The sequence below is a fragment of the Pseudomonas sp. Z3-6 genome (assembly GCF_051131985.1).
In the GTDB taxonomy this organism is placed as follows: domain Bacteria; phylum Pseudomonadota; class Gammaproteobacteria; order Pseudomonadales; family Pseudomonadaceae; genus Aquipseudomonas; species Aquipseudomonas zanjanensis.
In genome coordinates this window covers 2,221,715-2,237,737 of the sequence record NZ_CP071644.1, presented here as the reverse complement: position 1 = coordinate 2,237,737, position 16,023 = coordinate 2,221,715, and the positions used below count along the sequence as shown (strand labels likewise).

Below are 16,023 nucleotides of genomic sequence, written 5' to 3'. Positions count from 1 at the left end.
AGCCTCTTCCTTTGTTTGAACATTCCTCGGCCAGCGAGAAGGTATTGATGCCGCTGCCGTAAGGCATTGCGCGCAGCCCCGAAGCGACGGTGCGCGCGATCATTTCACTCATGCCCCGGGAAGTCCCCCAGAGGGATGTTCGCCTTCAGCATTCCGACCAAGCATAGCGCCCAGCTAGAATCATTCGACAAATTGACGCCAAGTATCTTTTACAGCAACTCTTTTATCAACAACTCAGCCACCTGCACGGCATTGAGCGCCGCGCCCTTGCGCACGTTATCTGACGTCAGCCACATATTTAGTTCAGCCGGATCGTCGATCCCACCGCGTACCCGACCAACGTAGACCACATCCTGCCCCACTGCATCACCCACCGCGGTCGGGTAATCGCCCGCCTCCACCAACTCGATACCGGGCGCCGCTTCCAAGGCCGCGTTCACCTTGGCCAGGTCGACGGCATTGGCAGACTGCACGGTCACGCTAAAGCTATCGCCAAAAAACACCGGGGCTTGAATGCAAGTGACGGAAATCTTTAACAAAGGTTGATTCAGCACCTGGCGCAACTCACGGACCAGGCGCTTTTCCAGCGACGTATGGCCCTGCTCGTCCGGCGCACCGACCTGGGCCAACAGATTGAACGCCATTTGCCGGTCAAAGAACGCTGGCTCCAGCGGACGAGCGTTGAGCAGCTCGGCGGTCTGGCGCGCCAGCTCGCTCACGGCCACGCGGCCCTGGGCCGATACCGCGAGGCTGGCGGTCAGGCTGATGCGCTGCAGATCCAGGCATTCGCGCAGCGGCGCGAGCACCACCGCCAAGGCCGTGGCCGATGCGCTGGGGCTGCTGACCTGCAGCGGCTTGCCCAGGCCAGCCAGGACCTGGGCGTTGGCTTCCGGCACGATCTGCGGCGCCTGCTCGGGCGGCAACGCGCCGGACAAATCGATCAGTGCACAGCCGGCCGCCGTGGCTCGCGGGGCGAAACTCAGGGTCACCGCCGGACCGGCGGCGAAGAACACCAGTTGGACTTTGCTGAAATCGAATTCGTCGACCTCGCGTACCCGCACGTTTTTATTGCGAAACATCACCGAGCTGCCTGCCGATTCGCTGCTGGCCAGCAGGTGCAGGTTGCCGACCGGGAAGTCCCGCTCTTCGAGAATCTGGACAAGGGTTTCGCCGACAGTACCGGTGGCGCCGATCACGGCAATATCAAAGGACTGGCTCATGGGTCTACCTCAGGTAAAACGTGGGGAGCGGCACTTTACCGGGTGGTGGGTAGGCAGGCAATTGGGCAGGGGGATTTGCGGTGCCTGGGTTGGCCCCATCGCGAGCAGGCTCGCTCCCACAGGTTTTGTGACCACTGAAGATCCAATGTGGGAGCGGGCTTGCTCGCGAATGCGGTGTGCCAGCTAAAAACTAGTGACTGACACTCTGCTTTCGCGAGCAAGCCCGCTCCCACAATTGATCCCATGCATCCAGCTCCATAAAAAAACCCGCACCTCTCACAAGGCACGGGTTCTTTCACAGCGACAATCGATCAACGCTCGAGCAGGATCCGCAGCATGCGGCGCAGCGGTTCGGCCGCGCCCCACAGCAGCTGGTCGCCGACGGTGAAGGCACCGACGAATTGCGAACCCATGTTCAGTTTGCGCAGACGGCCCACCGGTACATTCAGGGTGCCGGTGACCTTGGTCGGGCTCAGCTCCTGCATGCTGGTCTCGCGATTGTTCGGCACCAGCTTGACCCAAGGGTTGTGCTGGCTGATCAGGCCTTCGATGTCGGCGATCGGCACGTCTTTGTTCAGCTTGATGGTCAGCGCCTGGCTGTGGCAGCGCATGGCGCCGATGCGCACGCAGATGCCGTCCACCGGGATCGGGCTCTTGAAGCGACCCAGGATCTTGTTGGTTTCGGCCTGGGCCTTCCATTCTTCACGGCTCTGACCGTTAGGCAGTTCCTTGTCGATCCAAGGAATCAGGCTGCCGGCCAGCGGCACGCCGAAGTTTTCGGTCGGGTAGGCATCGCTGCGCATCGCCTCGGCGACCTTGCGGTCGATGTCGAGGATGGCGCTGGCCGGGTTGGCCAGGTCATCGGCGACGGCGGCGTGGGTCGCGCCCATCTGCTTGATCAGCTCGCGCATGTTCTGCGCGCCGGCACCGGACGCCGCCTGGTAGGTCATGGCGCTCATCCACTCCACCAGACCGGCTTCGAACAGGCCACCCAGGCCCATCAGCATCAGGCTGACGGTGCAGTTGCCGCCGATGTAGTTCTTGGTGCCCGCGTCCAGCTGCTGGTCGATGACCTTGCGGTTCACCGGGTCGAGGATGATCACCGCGTCGTCCTGCATGCGCAGGCTGGAAGCGGCGTCGATCCAGTAACCCTGCCAGCCGGCTTCACGCAGCTTGGGGAATACTTCGCTGGTGTAGTCGCCGCCCTGGCAGGTCAGGATCACGTCGAGGGTCTTGAGCTCTTCGATGCTGTAGGCATCCTTGAGCACACCGGTGTCCTTGCCCACGGACGGGCCCTGGCCACCGACATTGGACGTGGTGAAAAACACCGGCTCAATGAGATCGAAATCCTGCTCTTCCAGCATTCGCTGCATGAGCACGGAACCGACCATGCCGCGCCAACCGATCAGACCTACACGTTTCATCGCAACTACACCTATACAAAAGTGGGCCACCGTCGAAGCGGTGGGCCCGAAAGATTACAGATTCCGCAGCGCCGCGACTACTGCATCGCCCATTTGCTGCGTACCGACTTTGGTACAACCTTGCGACCAGATATCACCGGTGCGCAAGCCTTGGTCCAAGACCACGCTGACGGCTTTCTCGATCGCGTCGGCGGCATCGTTCAAGTTGAAGCTGTAGCGCAGCATCATCGACACCGACAGGATGGTCGCCAATGGGTTGGCAATGCCTTGCCCGGCGATGTCCGGCGCTGAACCGTGGCACGGCTCGTACATGCCCTTGTTGTTGGCGTCCAGGGAGGCCGACGGCAGCATGCCGATGGAACCGGTGAGCATCGACGCTTCGTCGGACAGGATATCGCCGAACATGTTGTCGGTGACGATCACGTCGAATTGCTTCGGCGCACGCACCAGCTGCATGGCGGCGTTGTCGACGTACATGTGGCTCAGCTCGATGTCCGGGTAATCCTGGGCCACCTGCTCGACCACTTCGCGCCACAGTTGGCTGGAAGCCAGCACGTTGGCCTTGTCCACCGAGCACAGCTTCTTGCCACGCACGCGGGCCATGTCGAAGCCGACCCGGGCGATACGGCGGATTTCGCTTTCGCTGTACGGCAGGGTGTCGTAGGCCTGGCGCTCGCCGTTTTCCAGCTCACGGGTGCCACGCGGGGCGCCGAAGTAGATACCGCCGGTCAGCTCACGGACGATGAGGATGTCCAGGCCCGAGACGATTTCCGGCTTCAGGCTGGAGGCATCGGCCAGTTGCGGGTAAAGGATCGCCGGGCGCAGGTTGCCGAACAGGCCCAGTTGCGCGCGAATCTTCAACAGGCCGCGCTCAGGGCGGATGTCGCGTTCGATCTTGTCCCATTTCGGGCCGCCCACGGCGCCCAGCAGCACGGCATCGGCGGCACGGGCACGATCCAGGGTTTCATCGGCCAGGGGCACGCCGTGCTTGTCGATGGCGGCGCCGCCGATCACGTCGTGGCTGAGTTCGAAGCCCAGGCCGTACTTGTCGTTCGCCAGTTCCAGGACCTTGACCGCCTCGGCCATGATTTCCGGACCAATGCCATCACCTGGGAGAATCAGAATCTGCTTGCTCATGCTTTCCTCATTTGCTCTGTCGACACGGGCCCGGGCTTCGTACCCAAGGCCGGCCCGGGAAAAATGCTATCGCTCGGCCCACAGCACCAGTACATCTGTACTGAACGAACCATCGGCCTCAATCTCAAAATATTCACGCACTTCGTCGCCCATCGAACGCTGCAGCTGGAGAATCGCCGCACGCATCACCTCGGGCGTGCGCATGCGCTCGACCCAGGAGCGGTACTCCAGGCGCAGGCGCTGGCGCGAGGTGCTGCGGGTGTGCAGCCCCGCGTCACTGACCTGGCGCAACCATTCGTCGGCCGAATAATCGCGCACATGGCTGGTGTCGCGCAGCACTTCGATGCTTTGCAGGTACGTGTCCAGCAATGGCATGCCCGGCGACAGGATGTCGATGAACGCCATCACCCCGCCCGGCTTGAGCACCCGCCGTACTTCCCGCAGCGCCAGGCCGAGGTCGCTCCAATGATGCGCCGAATAACGGCTGAACACGAAGTCGAACTCAGCGTCGGCGAACGGCAGGCGTTCGGCGGCGCCACGAACCGTGCTGATATTGCCCAAGCCACGCTCGGCAGCCGCCGTGGCGACCACGTCAAGCATCTGCTGGGACAAATCATAAGCCACCACTTCACCAGCCAGTGGCGCCACATGGAAACTCACATGGCCAGCGCCGCACCCCAGGTCCAGCACACGGGCATCGCCACGCCCGGCCAGCGCAGCCTGTAGCAGCGCGAATTCAGCACCCTGGGCGTGCACGGCACTGCTCAGGTAGGCCGAGGCCTGTTCACCGAATTGCTTTTGGACGACTTGGCTGTGGGCGGTGCTGGTCATGGGGACTTCCTTTTGGGGTGTAGCCTTGTGGTGTCGGTACTGCCGCCTTCGCGAGCAAGCCCGCTCCCACAGGGGCTTTGTGAACGCCGCAAATCCAGTGTGGGAGCGGGCTTGCTCGCGAAGGGGCCAGCGCTGACTACATCAATCTCAGGTCAATCAAGCATCGCGAAACAACCAAGGCTGGCTCGCCCGGTGCTTGGCTTCGAACGCGGCAATCGCCTCGCCGTCCTGCAAGGTCAGGCCGATGTCATCCAGGCCGTTGAGCAGGCAATGCTTGCGGAACGCATCGATCTCGAAACCCAGCACCTTGCCGTCGGGACGGGTCACGGTCTGGGCGGCCAGGTCGATCTGCAGTTGATAGCCAGGGTTGGCCTCGACCTGCTGGAACAGTTCATCCACGTCAGCATCGCTGAGGATGATCGGCAGCAAGCCGTTCTTGAAGCTGTTGTTGAAGAAGATGTCGGCGTAGCTCGGCGCGATGATGCTGCGGAAACCGTATTCTTCCAGGGCCCATGGCGCGTGCTCGCGGCTCGAACCGCAGCCGAAGTTCTCCCGGGCCAGCAACACGCTGGCGCCCTGGTAGCGCTCGGCGTTGAGCACGAAATCCTTGTTCAGCGGCCGCTTGGAGTTGTCCTGGTACGGCTGGCCGACATCCAGGTAGCGCCATTCGTCGAACAGGTTCGGGCCGAAACCGGTGCGCTTGATGGACTTCAAGAACTGCTTGGGAATGATCTGGTCGGTGTCGACGTTGGCACGATCCAAAGGCGCGACAAGACCGGTGTGCTGGGTAAAAGCTTTCATGCTGCGCTCCTTCAGATCAATTCGCGGACGTCGACGAAACGGCCGTTGACGGCGGCCGCGGCGGCCATGGCCGGGCTCACCAGGTGCGTACGGCCACCGGCGCCTTGACGGCCTTCGAAGTTACGGTTGGAGGTGGAGGCGCAATGCTCGCCCGACTCCAGGCGATCTGGGTTCATCGCCAGGCACATCGAGCACCCTGGCTCACGCCACTCGAAACCGGCTTCGAGGAAAATCTTGTCCAGCCCTTCCGCTTCGGCCTGGGCTTTCACCAGGCCCGAGCCCGGCACCACGATGGCCTGCTTGATGGTCGAGGCCACCTTGCGGCCCTTGGCGATCACCGCTGCGGCGCGCAGGTCTTCAATCCGCGAGTTGGTGCAGGAACCGATGAACACGCGGTCGAGCTGAATGTCGGTGATCGCCTGGTTGGCGCTCAAGCCCATGTATTTCAAGGCGCGGACAATGGAATCGCGCTTGACCAGGTCCATTTCCTTGGCCGGATCCGGTACGTTCTGGTCCACGGCCAAGACCATTTCCGGGGACGTGCCCCAGCTGACTTGCGGCTTGATCTGCGTCGCGTCGAGCTCGACCACCGTGTCGAACTTGGCATCGGTATCGGAGACCAGGTCTTTCCAGGCCTCGACCGCCATGTCCCATTCCGCGCCTTTTGGCGAGAACGGGCGGCCCTTGACGTATTCCACGGTTTTTTCATCGGCGGCCACCAGGCCGACGCGGGCGCCGGCCTCGATGGACATGTTGCAGATGGTCATGCGGCCTTCGACGGACAAGTCGCGGATCGCGCTGCCAGCGAACTCGATGGCATGGCCGTTACCGCCGGCGGTGCCGATCTTGCCGATCACGGCCAGGACGATGTCCTTGGCGGTCACCCCGAACGGCAACTTGCCTTCGACGCGCACCAGCATGTTCTTCATTTTCTTGGCTACCAGGCACTGGGTGGCGAGCACATGCTCCACCTCGGACGTGCCGATGCCATGGGCCAGGGCGCCGAAAGCGCCGTGGGTCGAGGTGTGCGAGTCGCCGCAGACCACGGTCATGCCGGGCAAGGTCGCGCCCTGCTCCGGGCCGATGACGTGGACGATGCCCTGGCGCACATCGTTCATCTTGAATTCGACGATGCCGTATTCGTCACAGTTATCGTCGAGGGTCTGGACTTGCAGGCGCGAGACCTGGTCGGCAATCGCTTCGATACCGCCCTTGCGCTCCGGCGTGGTCGGTACGTTGTGGTCCGGGGTCGCGATGTTGGCATCGATGCGCCACGGCTTGCGCCCGGCCAGGCGCAGGCCTTCGAAGGCCTGCGGCGACGTCACTTCGTGAATGATGTGACGGTCGATGTAGATCAGCGCCGAGCCATCGTCGCGCTGCTTGACCAAATGCGAATCCCAGAGCTTGTCGTAGAGCGTTTTGCCGGCCATCAGACGGTTTCCTCATCAGCTTGTTTCTATGCCCCGGGCCTTGAACGAATCAATAACCCCTTGGCTTGTGAGGCTGATCCTATGGGGTTACATTAAATAACTCAAATTCATATTTTTCATGCTTTGCATAACCAACTGGAATCCGACCGGAACCGCCATGGACCTCGCCAACCTCAATGCTTTTATTGCCATCGCCGAGACGGGCAGTTTCTCCGGCGCCGGCGAACGCCTGCACCTGACCCAGCCGGCCATCAGCAAGCGTATTGCCGGTCTTGAGCAGCAGCTCAAGGTGCGCCTGTTCGACCGCTTGGGTCGTGAAGTGGGCCTGACGGAGGCCGGCCGAGCCCTGTTGCCAAGGGCTTATCAGATCCTCAACGTGCTCGACGACACCCGCCGCGCCCTGACCAACCTGACCGGCGAAGTGACCGGGCGCCTGACCCTCGCCACCAGTCACCACATCGGCCTGCATCGCCTGCCGCCTTTATTGAGAGAGTTCACCCGCCGCTATCCCCAGGTGGCGTTGGACATCCAGTTCCTGGATTCGGAAGTGGCCTACGAAGAAATCCTCCATGGCCGGGCGGAACTGGCCGTCATCACCCTCGCCCCCGAACCCCACACGCTGGTACGGGCCACGCCGGTGTGGGACGACCCCCTGGATTTCGTGGTCGCCCCGGAGCATGCCTTGCTGGAGAAGGGCGCGGTGAGCCTGGCGGACATCGCCTTGCATCCGGCGGTGTTCCCCGGGGGCAACACCTTTACCCATCACATCGTTCAACGGCTGTTCGAGGCCCAGGGCCTGACGCCGAACATCGCCATGAGCACGAATTATCTGGAAACCATAAAGATGATGGTCTCCATCGGCCTGGCCTGGAGCGTCCTGCCGCGCACCATGCTCGATGAACAGGTGGCGCGCATTCCTTTACCGGGCATACAGCTCAGTCGCCAGCTAGGCTATATCTTGCACACCGAACGGACGCTATCGAACGCCGCACGGGCTTTCATGGCCTTACTGGACGCACAAATCGATTTGCCAAGGAAAAAGGCATAGGTTGTGCCACGCCTGTAGGGCCTTGAATGCTTGTGCTTAATGCCCACACCCGCTCAAGGCTCGCTAGAAAAATGCCCAAACCCGCTGACCATCTCCCGCCCCTGCCGCGCATCCAGGCGCTCGACCCGAAGCGGTCCGAGCAAAGCTGGGACAGCGCGCCACAGTTGCTGGCCGCCCTGAACGGCGCGCGGCTGGGCGCCTGGTCGTGGGACATCGAGAGCGGACGGATCAGTTGGTCCCGCGGCACCCAGGCGCTGTTCGGCTTCGATCCGCGCCAGCCGTTGCCAGCCGACGTGGACTACCTCGACCTGCTGTTGCCCGAAGACCGGGCCAGGGCCGTGCGCGCCTTTCATGCGGCAGTGGCCGGGGCGCCGCTGGAACAGGCGATGCACCATCGCATCGTCTGGCCCGACGGCAGCCTGCACTGGCTGGAGATCAGTGGCAGCGTGCTGCCCGACAAACACGGTCGTCCGCGCATGATCGGGGTGATTCGCGAAATCACCCATCAGCGCGAGCGGGAACAGGCGCTGCGCAGCTCGGAAAAACGCTTCGCCACGCTCTTTCATCTGTGCCCGAACATGGTCCTGCTGACCCGCCAGGAAGACGGCCTGATCAGCGAGGCCAACCAGTATTTCGAAAGCCTGTTCGGTTGGCCGGTGCATGACGTGATCGGCCGCACCACGCTGGAGCTGGGCTTGTGGGTTGACCCCAAACAGCGAGCGAAACTGGTGGAGGCGACCAAGGCCAAAGGTGAACTGATCAGCATGGAGGTGGAATTCCGGGCCAGCAACGGTCAGATCCATAACGGCATTCTCAGTGCGCAGAAAGTCGAACTCGAAGGCCAGCCGTACCTGCTGAGCACCTTCCTCGACACCACCGAGCGCAAACTCGCCGAGCAGGCGCTCAAGGACAGCCAGGAACGCCTGGACCTGGCCCTCGATTCGGCGCAACTGGGCACCTGGGACTGGCACATCCCCAGCGGCATGCTCTACGGCTCGGCCCGGGCCGCGCAGCTCCATGGCCTGGAACCCAAGCCGTTCCACGAATCGTTTGATGCGTTTTTCGAAGGGGTCCCCACGGAAGAACGCAATAACATGCGCAACGCCTACCGCAGCCTGCGGGAAGGCCCGGCGGGCAACTACCAGCTGACCTACCGCGTGCAACTGCCGGACGGCAGCTCGCGCTACCTGGAAAGCCGCGCCCGCCTCTACCGCAACAACGACGGCAGCCCCTTGCGCATGGCCGGGACCTTGCTGGACATCACCGACCAGGTGGAACGCGAACAGAGCCTGGCCGCTTCGGAAGAGAAATTCGCCACGCTGTTCCAGGTCAGTCCCGACCCGATCTGCGTCACCCACCAGGACAGTGGTCGGTTCCTCGAGATCAACTCCAGCTTCACCCAGACTTTTGGCTGGACCACCCGCGACGTGATCGGCCTCAGTGCCGACCAAATTGGCCTCTGGGATGCCTCGGGCAGCAGCCTGCAACGCATCGAACGGGTGATCCGTGAACAATCGCTGAACAATGTCGCCATCGTCGTTCACCATAAGGACGGCCAGCCGCTGACCTGCGTGATTTCCAGCCGGCAAATCAACGTTGGCAACCAGCCGTGCATCGTCACGACCTTGCGCGACATCACGCAGCAGCAACGCTCCGAAGCCGCCCTCAAGGCCAGCGAGGAGAAATTCGCCAAGGCGTTTCATTCCAGCCCCGACGCCATCACCATCACCGAACTCGAAAGCGGTCGCTACCTGGAGGTCAATGACGGCTTCTGCCGGCTGACCGGCTACCGCGCCGACGAAGTGATCGGGCGTACGGTCCACGAAGTGGGCATCTGGGCCGAAGAAAAACAGCGCGCCGCCCTGCTGGCCGAACTGCAACTCAAGGGTCGTGTAGTCCACCAGGAAATGCTCGGGCGCAATAAACGAGGGGAAATCCTTACGGTGGAGGTCTCGGTCGAGCCCATCACCCTCAATGAAACCGCCTGCCTGCTGCTGACCGCCCGGGACGTCAGCCTGCTGCGCAACGCCGAAGCCCAGATCCGTCACCTGGCCTATCACGACTCGCTGACCAACCTGCCCAACCGGGCCTTGCTGTTGGACCGCCTGAGCCAGCAGATCGCCCTGCTCAAGCGTCACAACTTGCGGGGTGCCCTGCTGTTTCTCGACCTGGACCACTTCAAGCACATCAACGACTCCCTCGGTCACCCGGTGGGCGATACCGTGCTTAAAATCATCACCGCCCGCCTGGAAGCCAGCGTGCGCCTGGAAGACACCGTTGCACGACTGGGTGGCGACGAGTTCGTGGTCTTGCTCAGCGGCCTGGAAGGTTCGCGCAGCCAGGTCAGCAAGCAAGTGCAGACCCTGGCCGACACCCTGCGTGAACTGCTCTCGGAACCCATGTTTCTCGATGGCCAACGCCTGCAGGTCACGCCTAGCATCGGCATCGCGCTGATCCCCGACCACGGTTCCACGCCCACCGATTTGCTCAAGCGCGCGGACATCGCGCTGTACCGCGCCAAGGATTCGGGACGCAACACCTCGCAGATGTTTCACAACACCATGCAAAAAGCTGCCAGCGAACGGCTGCGCATGGAAACCGATCTGCGCCAGGCCCTGGCCCGCGGCGAGTTCAGCCTGCATTTCCAGCCTCAGGTCGATGCCAGGGACAACCGCATCGTCGGCGCCGAAGCCCTGGTGCGCTGGCACCACCCGGAGCTCGGGGCCCAATCGCCCAATGAATTCATCAAAGTGCTGGAAGACAGCGGCCTGATCCTCGAAGTCGGGACCTGGATCCTCGATGAAGCCTGCGACGGCTTCAAGCAACTGATCGCCAAGGGCAAGATCGACCCGCAGCGATTCAGCCTGTGCGTCAACATCAGCCCACGGCAGTTCCGCCAGAGTGACTTCGTCGAACGCATCGAAAACAGCCTGGCCCACCACGGCCTGCCTTGCTCGCTGCTGAAACTGGAGATCACCGAAGGCATCGTGATCCAGAACCTCGACGACACCATCGCCAAGATGCGCCGGCTCAAGAAATTGGGGGTGAGCTTCGCCATGGACGATTTCGGCACCGGTTATTCGTCGCTGACCTACCTCAAGCGCCTGCCGGTGGACACACTGAAAATCGACCAGTCATTCGTGCGCGACGCCACCAGCGACCCCAACGACGCCGAAATCATCCGCGCCATCGTCGCCATGGCCCGCAGCCTCAACCTGATAATGATTGCCGAAGGCGTGGAGACCCTGGAGCAATTGCACTTCCTGCAAGGGCTCGATTGCCATTTGTACCAGGGTTACCTGCACAGTCGGCCGTTGCCGCTGGAGGCGTTTGAGCGGTTGTTGCCGTAGGTGTTCGGGATAGGGAGCTTTTGTGGCGAGGGAGCTTGCTCCCGCTGGGCTGCGCAGCGGCCCCAAAAATAGAAGATTCGCCTCAGACCAGCATGACGCACCGAGTTGACTGGTTTCAGGGTCGCTTCGCGCCCAGCGGGAGCAAGCTCCCTCGCCACAATTGATCTTCCATACCCCCACCAAAAAATGAAGAAGGGCGCCATATGGCGCCCTTCTTCAGTTGCGATGCATCAGTTTTGCAGCGCGGGTTGCTGCTGCGTCCCGTTGATCGGGATGCGCTTGGCTTTCGCCTCTTCCGGAACCACTCGCAACAGGTCGATGCTCAACAGACCGTTACGCAGGCCAGCGGACTTGATCTCGATATGGTCCGCCAACCGGAAGGACAGCTTGAACGCACGCTGGGCAATGCCCTGGTGCAGGAAAGTGACGCTGTCGTTGCTGGCTTCACGCTTGCCGCCACTGATGGTCAGCACACCTTTTTCCACTTGCAGGTCCAGGTCTTCTTCCTGGAACCCGGCGGCGGCGACCACGATGCGGTACTCGTCATCACCGTGTTTTTCCACGTTGTAGGGTGGATAGCTGCTGCCTGGTTCGTTGCGCAGGGCGGTTTCGAACAAATCGTTGAAACGGTCGAAGCCTACCGAGGAACGGAACAGGGGGGCCAGCGAAAATGCAGTACTCATGATTCAAATCTCCTGAAAAATTCAGCAAGGTTTTTTGTCTCCGCGACCCGAATTCGGCATCGCGTAACCCCTATCTAGGGTCCGCCAAATACTTTTCAAGAGGTTTTTCTGAATTTTTTTTCAGGCCGCTTCGGTGCGCTGAACTCCCAGCAAATGCCCCACCGCGTCGAGGTCGGTTTCCCGGCGCAGGGCGGTAAATAGCACCACCGCTTCGGGGTAATTGCGGGTCAACATCGCCAGCCACTGCTTCAGACGGCCCGGCGCCTGGCGCGGAGTCAGTTGCTCGACCACTTGCACCCAGAAGTCGTGGAGCATCGGTTGCAGCTCGGCCCAGCACATCTCGACCACCTCTTCGCCAGCCCGGGCGGCGGCGATCTGCCGGGCCAGGTCAGGGCGGGAAACGAGGCCGCGACCGAGCATGATGTCCTCGACACCGCTGATTTCGCGGCAACGGCGCCAATCCTCGACACTCCAGATATCGCCATTGGCGAACACCGGCACCTTGACCACTTCCTGGACGCGGGGGATCCACTCCCAATGGGCTGGGGGCTTGTAGCCGTCGACCTTGGTTCGCGCATGCACCACGATATGCGCCGCGCCGCCTTCTGCCAACGCCGTGGCACAGACCAGTGCGCCGTCCGGGCTATCGAAACCCAGGCGCATCTTGGCCGTGACAGGAATGTGTTTCGGCACGGCGCGGCGCACGTGCTCGACAATTTCGTTAAGCAGTTCCGGTTCCTTGAGCAATACCGCCCCGCCCCGGGATTTGTTCACCGTCTTGGCCGGGCAACCGAAGTTCAGGTCGATCACCTCCGAGCCCAATTCACATGCCAACGCGGCGTTTTCCGCCAGGCATACCGGATCGGAGCCGAGCAACTGCACCCGCAACGGCACGCCGGCAGCCGTTTGGGCACCGGTCAGCAGCTCAGGAGCGAGCTTGTGGAAATAGGCCGGCGTTAGCAGACGGTCGTTGACGCGGATGAACTCGGTGACACACCAGTCGATACCGCCAACACGGGTCAGGACATCCCGCAGGATGTTGTCGACCAACCCCTCCATGGGCGCCAGGGCAATTTGCATGGAAACACACACTCGAACGAAAAACGTGCGGCAGTTTACCGGATTTTGCTCACATTTCCGGCATCCACCACAAATCCCTCGTGGGAGCGGGCTTGCTCGCGAAAGCGGTGGGTCATCTTGCAGTGATGCTGGATGGGCTGCCGTCTTCGCGAGCAAGCCCGCTCCCACAGGGTTCCGAGGTGTTCACGGAATTGGAGTCCACCATCAATCCCTGTGGGAGCCGAGCCTGCTCGCGATGGCGGTGGGTCAGCTTGCGAAGATGCTGGATGTACCGCCGCTATCGCGAGCAAGCCCGCTCCCACAGGGTTCCGAGGTGTTCACGGAATTGGAGTCCACCATCAATCCCTGTGGGAGCCGAGCTTGCTCGCGATGGCGGTGGGTCAGCTTGCATTGATGTTGGATGTGCTGCCGTCTTCGCGAGCAAGCTCGCTCCCACACAGATCCTGGAGCGTTCAAAATCCTGCACTCACCACAAATCCCCTGTGGGAGCCGAGCTTGCTCGCGATGGCGGTGGGTCAGTCCATGAGGAGGCCAGATGAGTTCAGCGCCACGCCATAGCCTTCGATGAACTCCGGCGGCATGCGCTTGGGCCGGCCGCTGGACAGTTCGATGCAAACAAAGGTGGTCTGGGCCCGCAGCAGCGTGGTGTTGTCGCTGGGACGGACCAGCTGGAAATGCCGGGTCATTTTCAGGCGCTGGTCCCAGTCGACGATCCAGGTCGCCAATTGCAACTCGTCGCCTTCATAGGCGGCCGCCAGGTAATCGATTTCATGGCGCACCACCGCCATGGCTCGATCCAGGCGCCGGTACTCCACCAGGTCCAGGCCCAGGCGCTGGGAATGGCGCCAGGCGCAGCGCTCGAGCCAGGTGACGTACACCGCGTTGTTGGCGTGGCCCAGCCCGTCGATGTCTTCGGCATTGACCTGAAGATCAATGATGAATGGCGTTGCCCGATCCCAGCCCATGCCCCTCTCCCGATCGAATTTGGATGGGGGCAGTGTACCGGATGCTCAAGCCGATTGCCGCGCTTGCAGGCTGCGACCGGCCAGCAGTGATAACACGCCATCAATGACACGAGGATCGGCCAGCACCCGCTGATGCCCGCCCTGCGGCAGTCGCAGCAAGCGACTATCGAACCAGGCCTCATGAATCAACTGCGACTCCTTGACCGAAACCGATGTGTCGTCCTCGGCATGGACGATCAACCCCGGCACGTCCAGCTGATAATGCGCTACATCCATCTTCGAGGCCGGCATGCCCACATCGTTTTCCACCTGGCGAATGAAGGCCGAACGCGCCTTGGGCGGCAGGCCCATCATCCGGGAGAAACCGCGCAGCACCCCAAGAATGCGCGCAGGCGCGGCGATGCTGACCAGCGTCTCGGTACGCAACCCCAGCTGGACGGCCAACATGGCACTGGCGCCGCCCATGGAATGCCCGATCACCGCCTGCAACGGCGGCAACTCGGCGGCGGCTTCGAGCATGGCCCGGGCGAACAACAGGACATTCGCCTCGCGACCCGGCGAGCGACCATGGGCCGGACCGTCCAGTGCCACGACCGTGTAACCGGCGTCTACCAAGGCGGTGATCAGCGCCGCGAACTGGGTGGGCCGCCCTTCCCAGCCGTGCATCAGCAGGACTGCCGGACCTTTGCCCCAGCGTAAGGCCGAGAGACCGAAGCGCAAGGTGACTCGTTGGGACGTCGCCAGCAGCGGCAGTTCCCAATCCCGTGGCGGCAAGTTTCGAGGGCGCATGAACAGCGAGCGCATCTGTTTTGCCACCAAGCCCGGAGCTACCCAACCCAGCGTGCCATTGACGCCACGAATCCAGCTCAACCTGTCCATCGCTCATCTCCAGGGCTTGCGCCTCAGTTCAACGCACCGCCGACTTGGCGGCACGCAGCAAACGATCCGATAACTCTCCCGGGCCCAATGCCCGTGCCAGGGCCAGGCCACCGACCATCAAGGCGATGTCGGCCAAAGCCTTGTCGGCGTCCTCCGGGCTGGCCGCCAATTGCGCGACCATCAACTCGATGTGCTCATTGAGTACTTCACGAAACGCATCCGGCAGCCGCCCGAGTTCACCGACCGACGCCGGGATCGGGCAGGCTTGCTCGGTGGAATCGCGGTGCTTGCGTGACAGATAGAACGCGGCGACCAGGGCGCGCCGCTCTTCGCCTGTCAGCTCGCCGTCCATATCGGCGATCAAGCCGCGGCGGCGATTGAGCAATTGCTTGAAAGCCTCCAGCATCAAGGCATCCTTGCTTTCGAAATGGGCGTAAAAACCGCCCACCGTCAGTCCGGCTGCGCCCATCACCTCGCCCACGCTCGGCTCTGCCGGCCCACGCTGGATCAGCGCGTCGCTAGCGGACTTGAGAATGCGTTCACGGGTTTGTGCCTTTTTATCGCTCATCGTCGCCTCCGAATATTACGATTGAAATATTATCCATGTAATAATTTTCCGCAAGCGGAAATTTTGACCGCCGGTCAGAAGTGTTTTTCAAGGATAGGAAATTGGCCGAACGCCAGACAAACAAAAGGGCCATTCAAGAATTGAATGACCCTTATAAAATCCCGCAGAGCGGGTAATCGTGGCGTCCCCTAGGGGACTCGAACCCCTGTTACCGCCGTGAAAGGGCGGTGTCCTAGGCCACTAGACGAAGGGGACACAAACCTTCTAACGTGATCAGTGCTGAGAACTGATCGCTTCAAGGCCGGTGTGGCCAGACCTTGAAGTGTAAATTGGTGGAGCTAGACGGGATCGAACCGTCGACCTCTTGCATGCCATGCAAGCGCTCTCCCAGCTGAGCTATAGCCCCGGATTTTTCGCCTCGCGGCGGAGCGACATCTTGCAACATCGCTTCTGTAAAACTGGCGTCCCCTAGGGGACTCGAACCCCTGTTACCGCCGTGAAAGGGCGGTGTCCTAGGCCACTAGACGAAGGGGACGCAAACCCTTCTATACAACTGATCAACGCTGAGTGTTGATCGCTTCAAGGCCGGTGTGGCCAGGCCTTGAAG

13 protein-coding genes and 3 tRNA genes are annotated in these 16,023 nt (G+C 61.9%); 2 read left to right on the top strand and 14 right to left on the bottom strand.

What is annotated here, in order from left to right; genetic code table 11:
* Window positions 1-209: 209 nt before the first annotated feature.
* From J3P88_RS10090 to leuC, 6 genes are all read right to left on the bottom strand, one after another.
* Window positions 210-1,220, bottom strand: coding sequence for an aspartate-semialdehyde dehydrogenase (locus tag J3P88_RS10090; RefSeq protein WP_434574971.1), 1,011 nt, complete (start codon window positions 1,218-1,220; stop codon window positions 210-212).
* Window positions 1,221-1,531: 311 nt separating this feature from the next.
* A complete protein-coding gene (gene asd / locus J3P88_RS10085; protein WP_053185893.1) occupies window positions 1,532-2,644 on the bottom strand; it encodes an aspartate-semialdehyde dehydrogenase in 1,113 nt (370 codons plus the stop codon).
* 54 nt (window positions 2,645-2,698) lie between these two features.
* Window positions 2,699-3,781 (bottom strand): 3-isopropylmalate dehydrogenase, encoded by a 1,083-nt coding sequence (leuB, locus tag J3P88_RS10080; protein WP_207966796.1) that lies wholly within the window; start codon window positions 3,779-3,781, stop codon window positions 2,699-2,701.
* Window positions 3,782-3,847: 66 nt separating this feature from the next.
* The gene (locus J3P88_RS10075) at window positions 3,848-4,612 is read right to left on the bottom strand and encodes a class I SAM-dependent methyltransferase (protein WP_186707437.1); all 765 of its coding nucleotides are present in this window, start codon (window positions 4,610-4,612) and stop codon (window positions 3,848-3,850) included.
* 156 nt (window positions 4,613-4,768) lie between these two features.
* Complete coding sequence (gene leuD, locus J3P88_RS10070) at window positions 4,769-5,413, bottom strand: 3-isopropylmalate dehydratase small subunit (protein WP_003203864.1); 645 nt, start codon at window positions 5,411-5,413, stop codon at window positions 4,769-4,771.
* An 11-nt stretch (window positions 5,414-5,424) separates the two neighbouring features.
* A complete protein-coding gene (gene leuC, locus J3P88_RS10065; protein ID WP_186707436.1) occupies window positions 5,425-6,843 on the bottom strand; it encodes a 3-isopropylmalate dehydratase large subunit in 1,419 nt (472 codons plus the stop codon).
* A 157-nt stretch (window positions 6,844-7,000) separates the two neighbouring features.
* Here leuC and J3P88_RS10060 point away from each other — a divergent pair, with 157 nt between their 5' ends.
* Both J3P88_RS10060 and J3P88_RS10055 read left to right on the top strand, forming a co-directional pair.
* Complete coding sequence (locus tag J3P88_RS10060) at window positions 7,001-7,891, top strand: LysR family transcriptional regulator (protein WP_186707435.1); 891 nt, start codon at window positions 7,001-7,003, stop codon at window positions 7,889-7,891.
* 71 nt (window positions 7,892-7,962) lie between these two features.
* A complete protein-coding gene (locus J3P88_RS10055) occupies window positions 7,963-11,241 on the top strand; it encodes a PAS domain S-box protein (RefSeq protein WP_434574967.1) in 3,279 nt (1,092 codons plus the stop codon).
* A 230-nt stretch (window positions 11,242-11,471) separates the two neighbouring features.
* Here J3P88_RS10055 and J3P88_RS10050 read toward each other — a convergent pair whose 3' ends face one another.
* From J3P88_RS10050 to J3P88_RS10015, 8 genes are all read right to left on the bottom strand, one after another.
* On the bottom strand, window positions 11,472-11,924 hold the full coding sequence (locus J3P88_RS10050; protein WP_186707433.1) for an Hsp20 family protein: 453 nt from the start codon (window positions 11,922-11,924) through the stop codon (window positions 11,472-11,474).
* A 120-nt stretch (window positions 11,925-12,044) separates the two neighbouring features.
* Window positions 12,045-13,004, bottom strand: a complete 960-nt coding sequence (locus J3P88_RS10045; protein ID WP_434574965.1) for a tRNA dihydrouridine synthase — start codon at window positions 13,002-13,004, stop codon at window positions 12,045-12,047.
* A gap of 515 nt (window positions 13,005-13,519) precedes the next feature.
* Window positions 13,520-13,969: an acyl-CoA thioesterase gene (locus tag J3P88_RS10040; protein ID WP_186708733.1), complete on the bottom strand. Its 450-nt coding sequence runs from the start codon at window positions 13,967-13,969 to the stop codon at window positions 13,520-13,522.
* 45 nt (window positions 13,970-14,014) lie between these two features.
* Entirely contained in the window at window positions 14,015-14,848 is an 834-nt protein-coding gene (locus J3P88_RS10035) for an alpha/beta fold hydrolase (RefSeq protein ID WP_186708730.1), read from the bottom strand.
* Between the two features lie 28 nt (window positions 14,849-14,876).
* Window positions 14,877-15,416: a TetR/AcrR family transcriptional regulator gene (locus J3P88_RS10030; RefSeq protein WP_434574963.1), complete on the bottom strand. Its 540-nt coding sequence runs from the start codon at window positions 15,414-15,416 to the stop codon at window positions 14,877-14,879.
* 179 nt (window positions 15,417-15,595) lie between these two features.
* Window positions 15,596-15,671, bottom strand: a tRNA-Glu gene (locus tag J3P88_RS10025).
* A gap of 75 nt (window positions 15,672-15,746) precedes the next feature.
* A tRNA-Ala gene (locus J3P88_RS10020) sits at window positions 15,747-15,822 on the bottom strand.
* A gap of 53 nt (window positions 15,823-15,875) precedes the next feature.
* Window positions 15,876-15,951 (bottom strand) — tRNA-Glu (locus tag J3P88_RS10015).
* Window positions 15,952-16,023 lie beyond the last annotated feature (72 nt).

What these genes read in the sequence shown, in the direction of transcription:
- J3P88_RS10035 (WP_186708730.1), bottom strand. Translation starts at nt 14,848, where the DNA reads ATGGACAGGTTGAGCTGGATTCGTGGCGTCAATGGCACGCTGGGTTGG.
- J3P88_RS10060 (WP_186707435.1), top strand. Translation starts at nt 7,001, where the DNA reads ATGGACCTCGCCAACCTCAATGCTTTTATTGCCATCGCCGAGACGGGC.
- J3P88_RS10055 (WP_434574967.1), top strand. Translation starts at nt 7,963, where the DNA reads ATGCCCAAACCCGCTGACCATCTCCCGCCCCTGCCGCGCATCCAGGCG.
- asd (WP_053185893.1), bottom strand. Translation starts at nt 2,644, where the DNA reads ATGAAACGTGTAGGTCTGATCGGTTGGCGCGGCATGGTCGGTTCCGTG.
- J3P88_RS10090 (WP_434574971.1), bottom strand. Translation starts at nt 1,220, where the DNA reads ATGAGCCAGTCCTTTGATATTGCCGTGATCGGCGCCACCGGTACTGTC.
- leuB (WP_207966796.1), bottom strand. Translation starts at nt 3,781, where the DNA reads ATGAGCAAGCAGATTCTGATTCTCCCAGGTGATGGCATTGGTCCGGAA.
- J3P88_RS10050 (WP_186707433.1), bottom strand. Translation starts at nt 11,924, where the DNA reads ATGAGTACTGCATTTTCGCTGGCCCCCCTGTTCCGTTCCTCGGTAGGC.
- leuD (WP_003203864.1), bottom strand. Translation starts at nt 5,413, where the DNA reads ATGAAAGCTTTTACCCAGCACACCGGTCTTGTCGCGCCTTTGGATCGT.
- J3P88_RS10040 (WP_186708733.1), bottom strand. Translation starts at nt 13,969, where the DNA reads ATGGGCTGGGATCGGGCAACGCCATTCATCATTGATCTTCAGGTCAAT.
- leuC (WP_186707436.1), bottom strand. Translation starts at nt 6,843, where the DNA reads ATGGCCGGCAAAACGCTCTACGACAAGCTCTGGGATTCGCATTTGGTC.
- J3P88_RS10045 (WP_434574965.1), bottom strand. Translation starts at nt 13,004, where the DNA reads ATGCAAATTGCCCTGGCGCCCATGGAGGGGTTGGTCGACAACATCCTG.
- J3P88_RS10030 (WP_434574963.1), bottom strand. Translation starts at nt 15,416, where the DNA reads ATGAGCGATAAAAAGGCACAAACCCGTGAACGCATTCTCAAGTCCGCT.
- J3P88_RS10075 (WP_186707437.1), bottom strand. Translation starts at nt 4,612, where the DNA reads ATGACCAGCACCGCCCACAGCCAAGTCGTCCAAAAGCAATTCGGTGAA.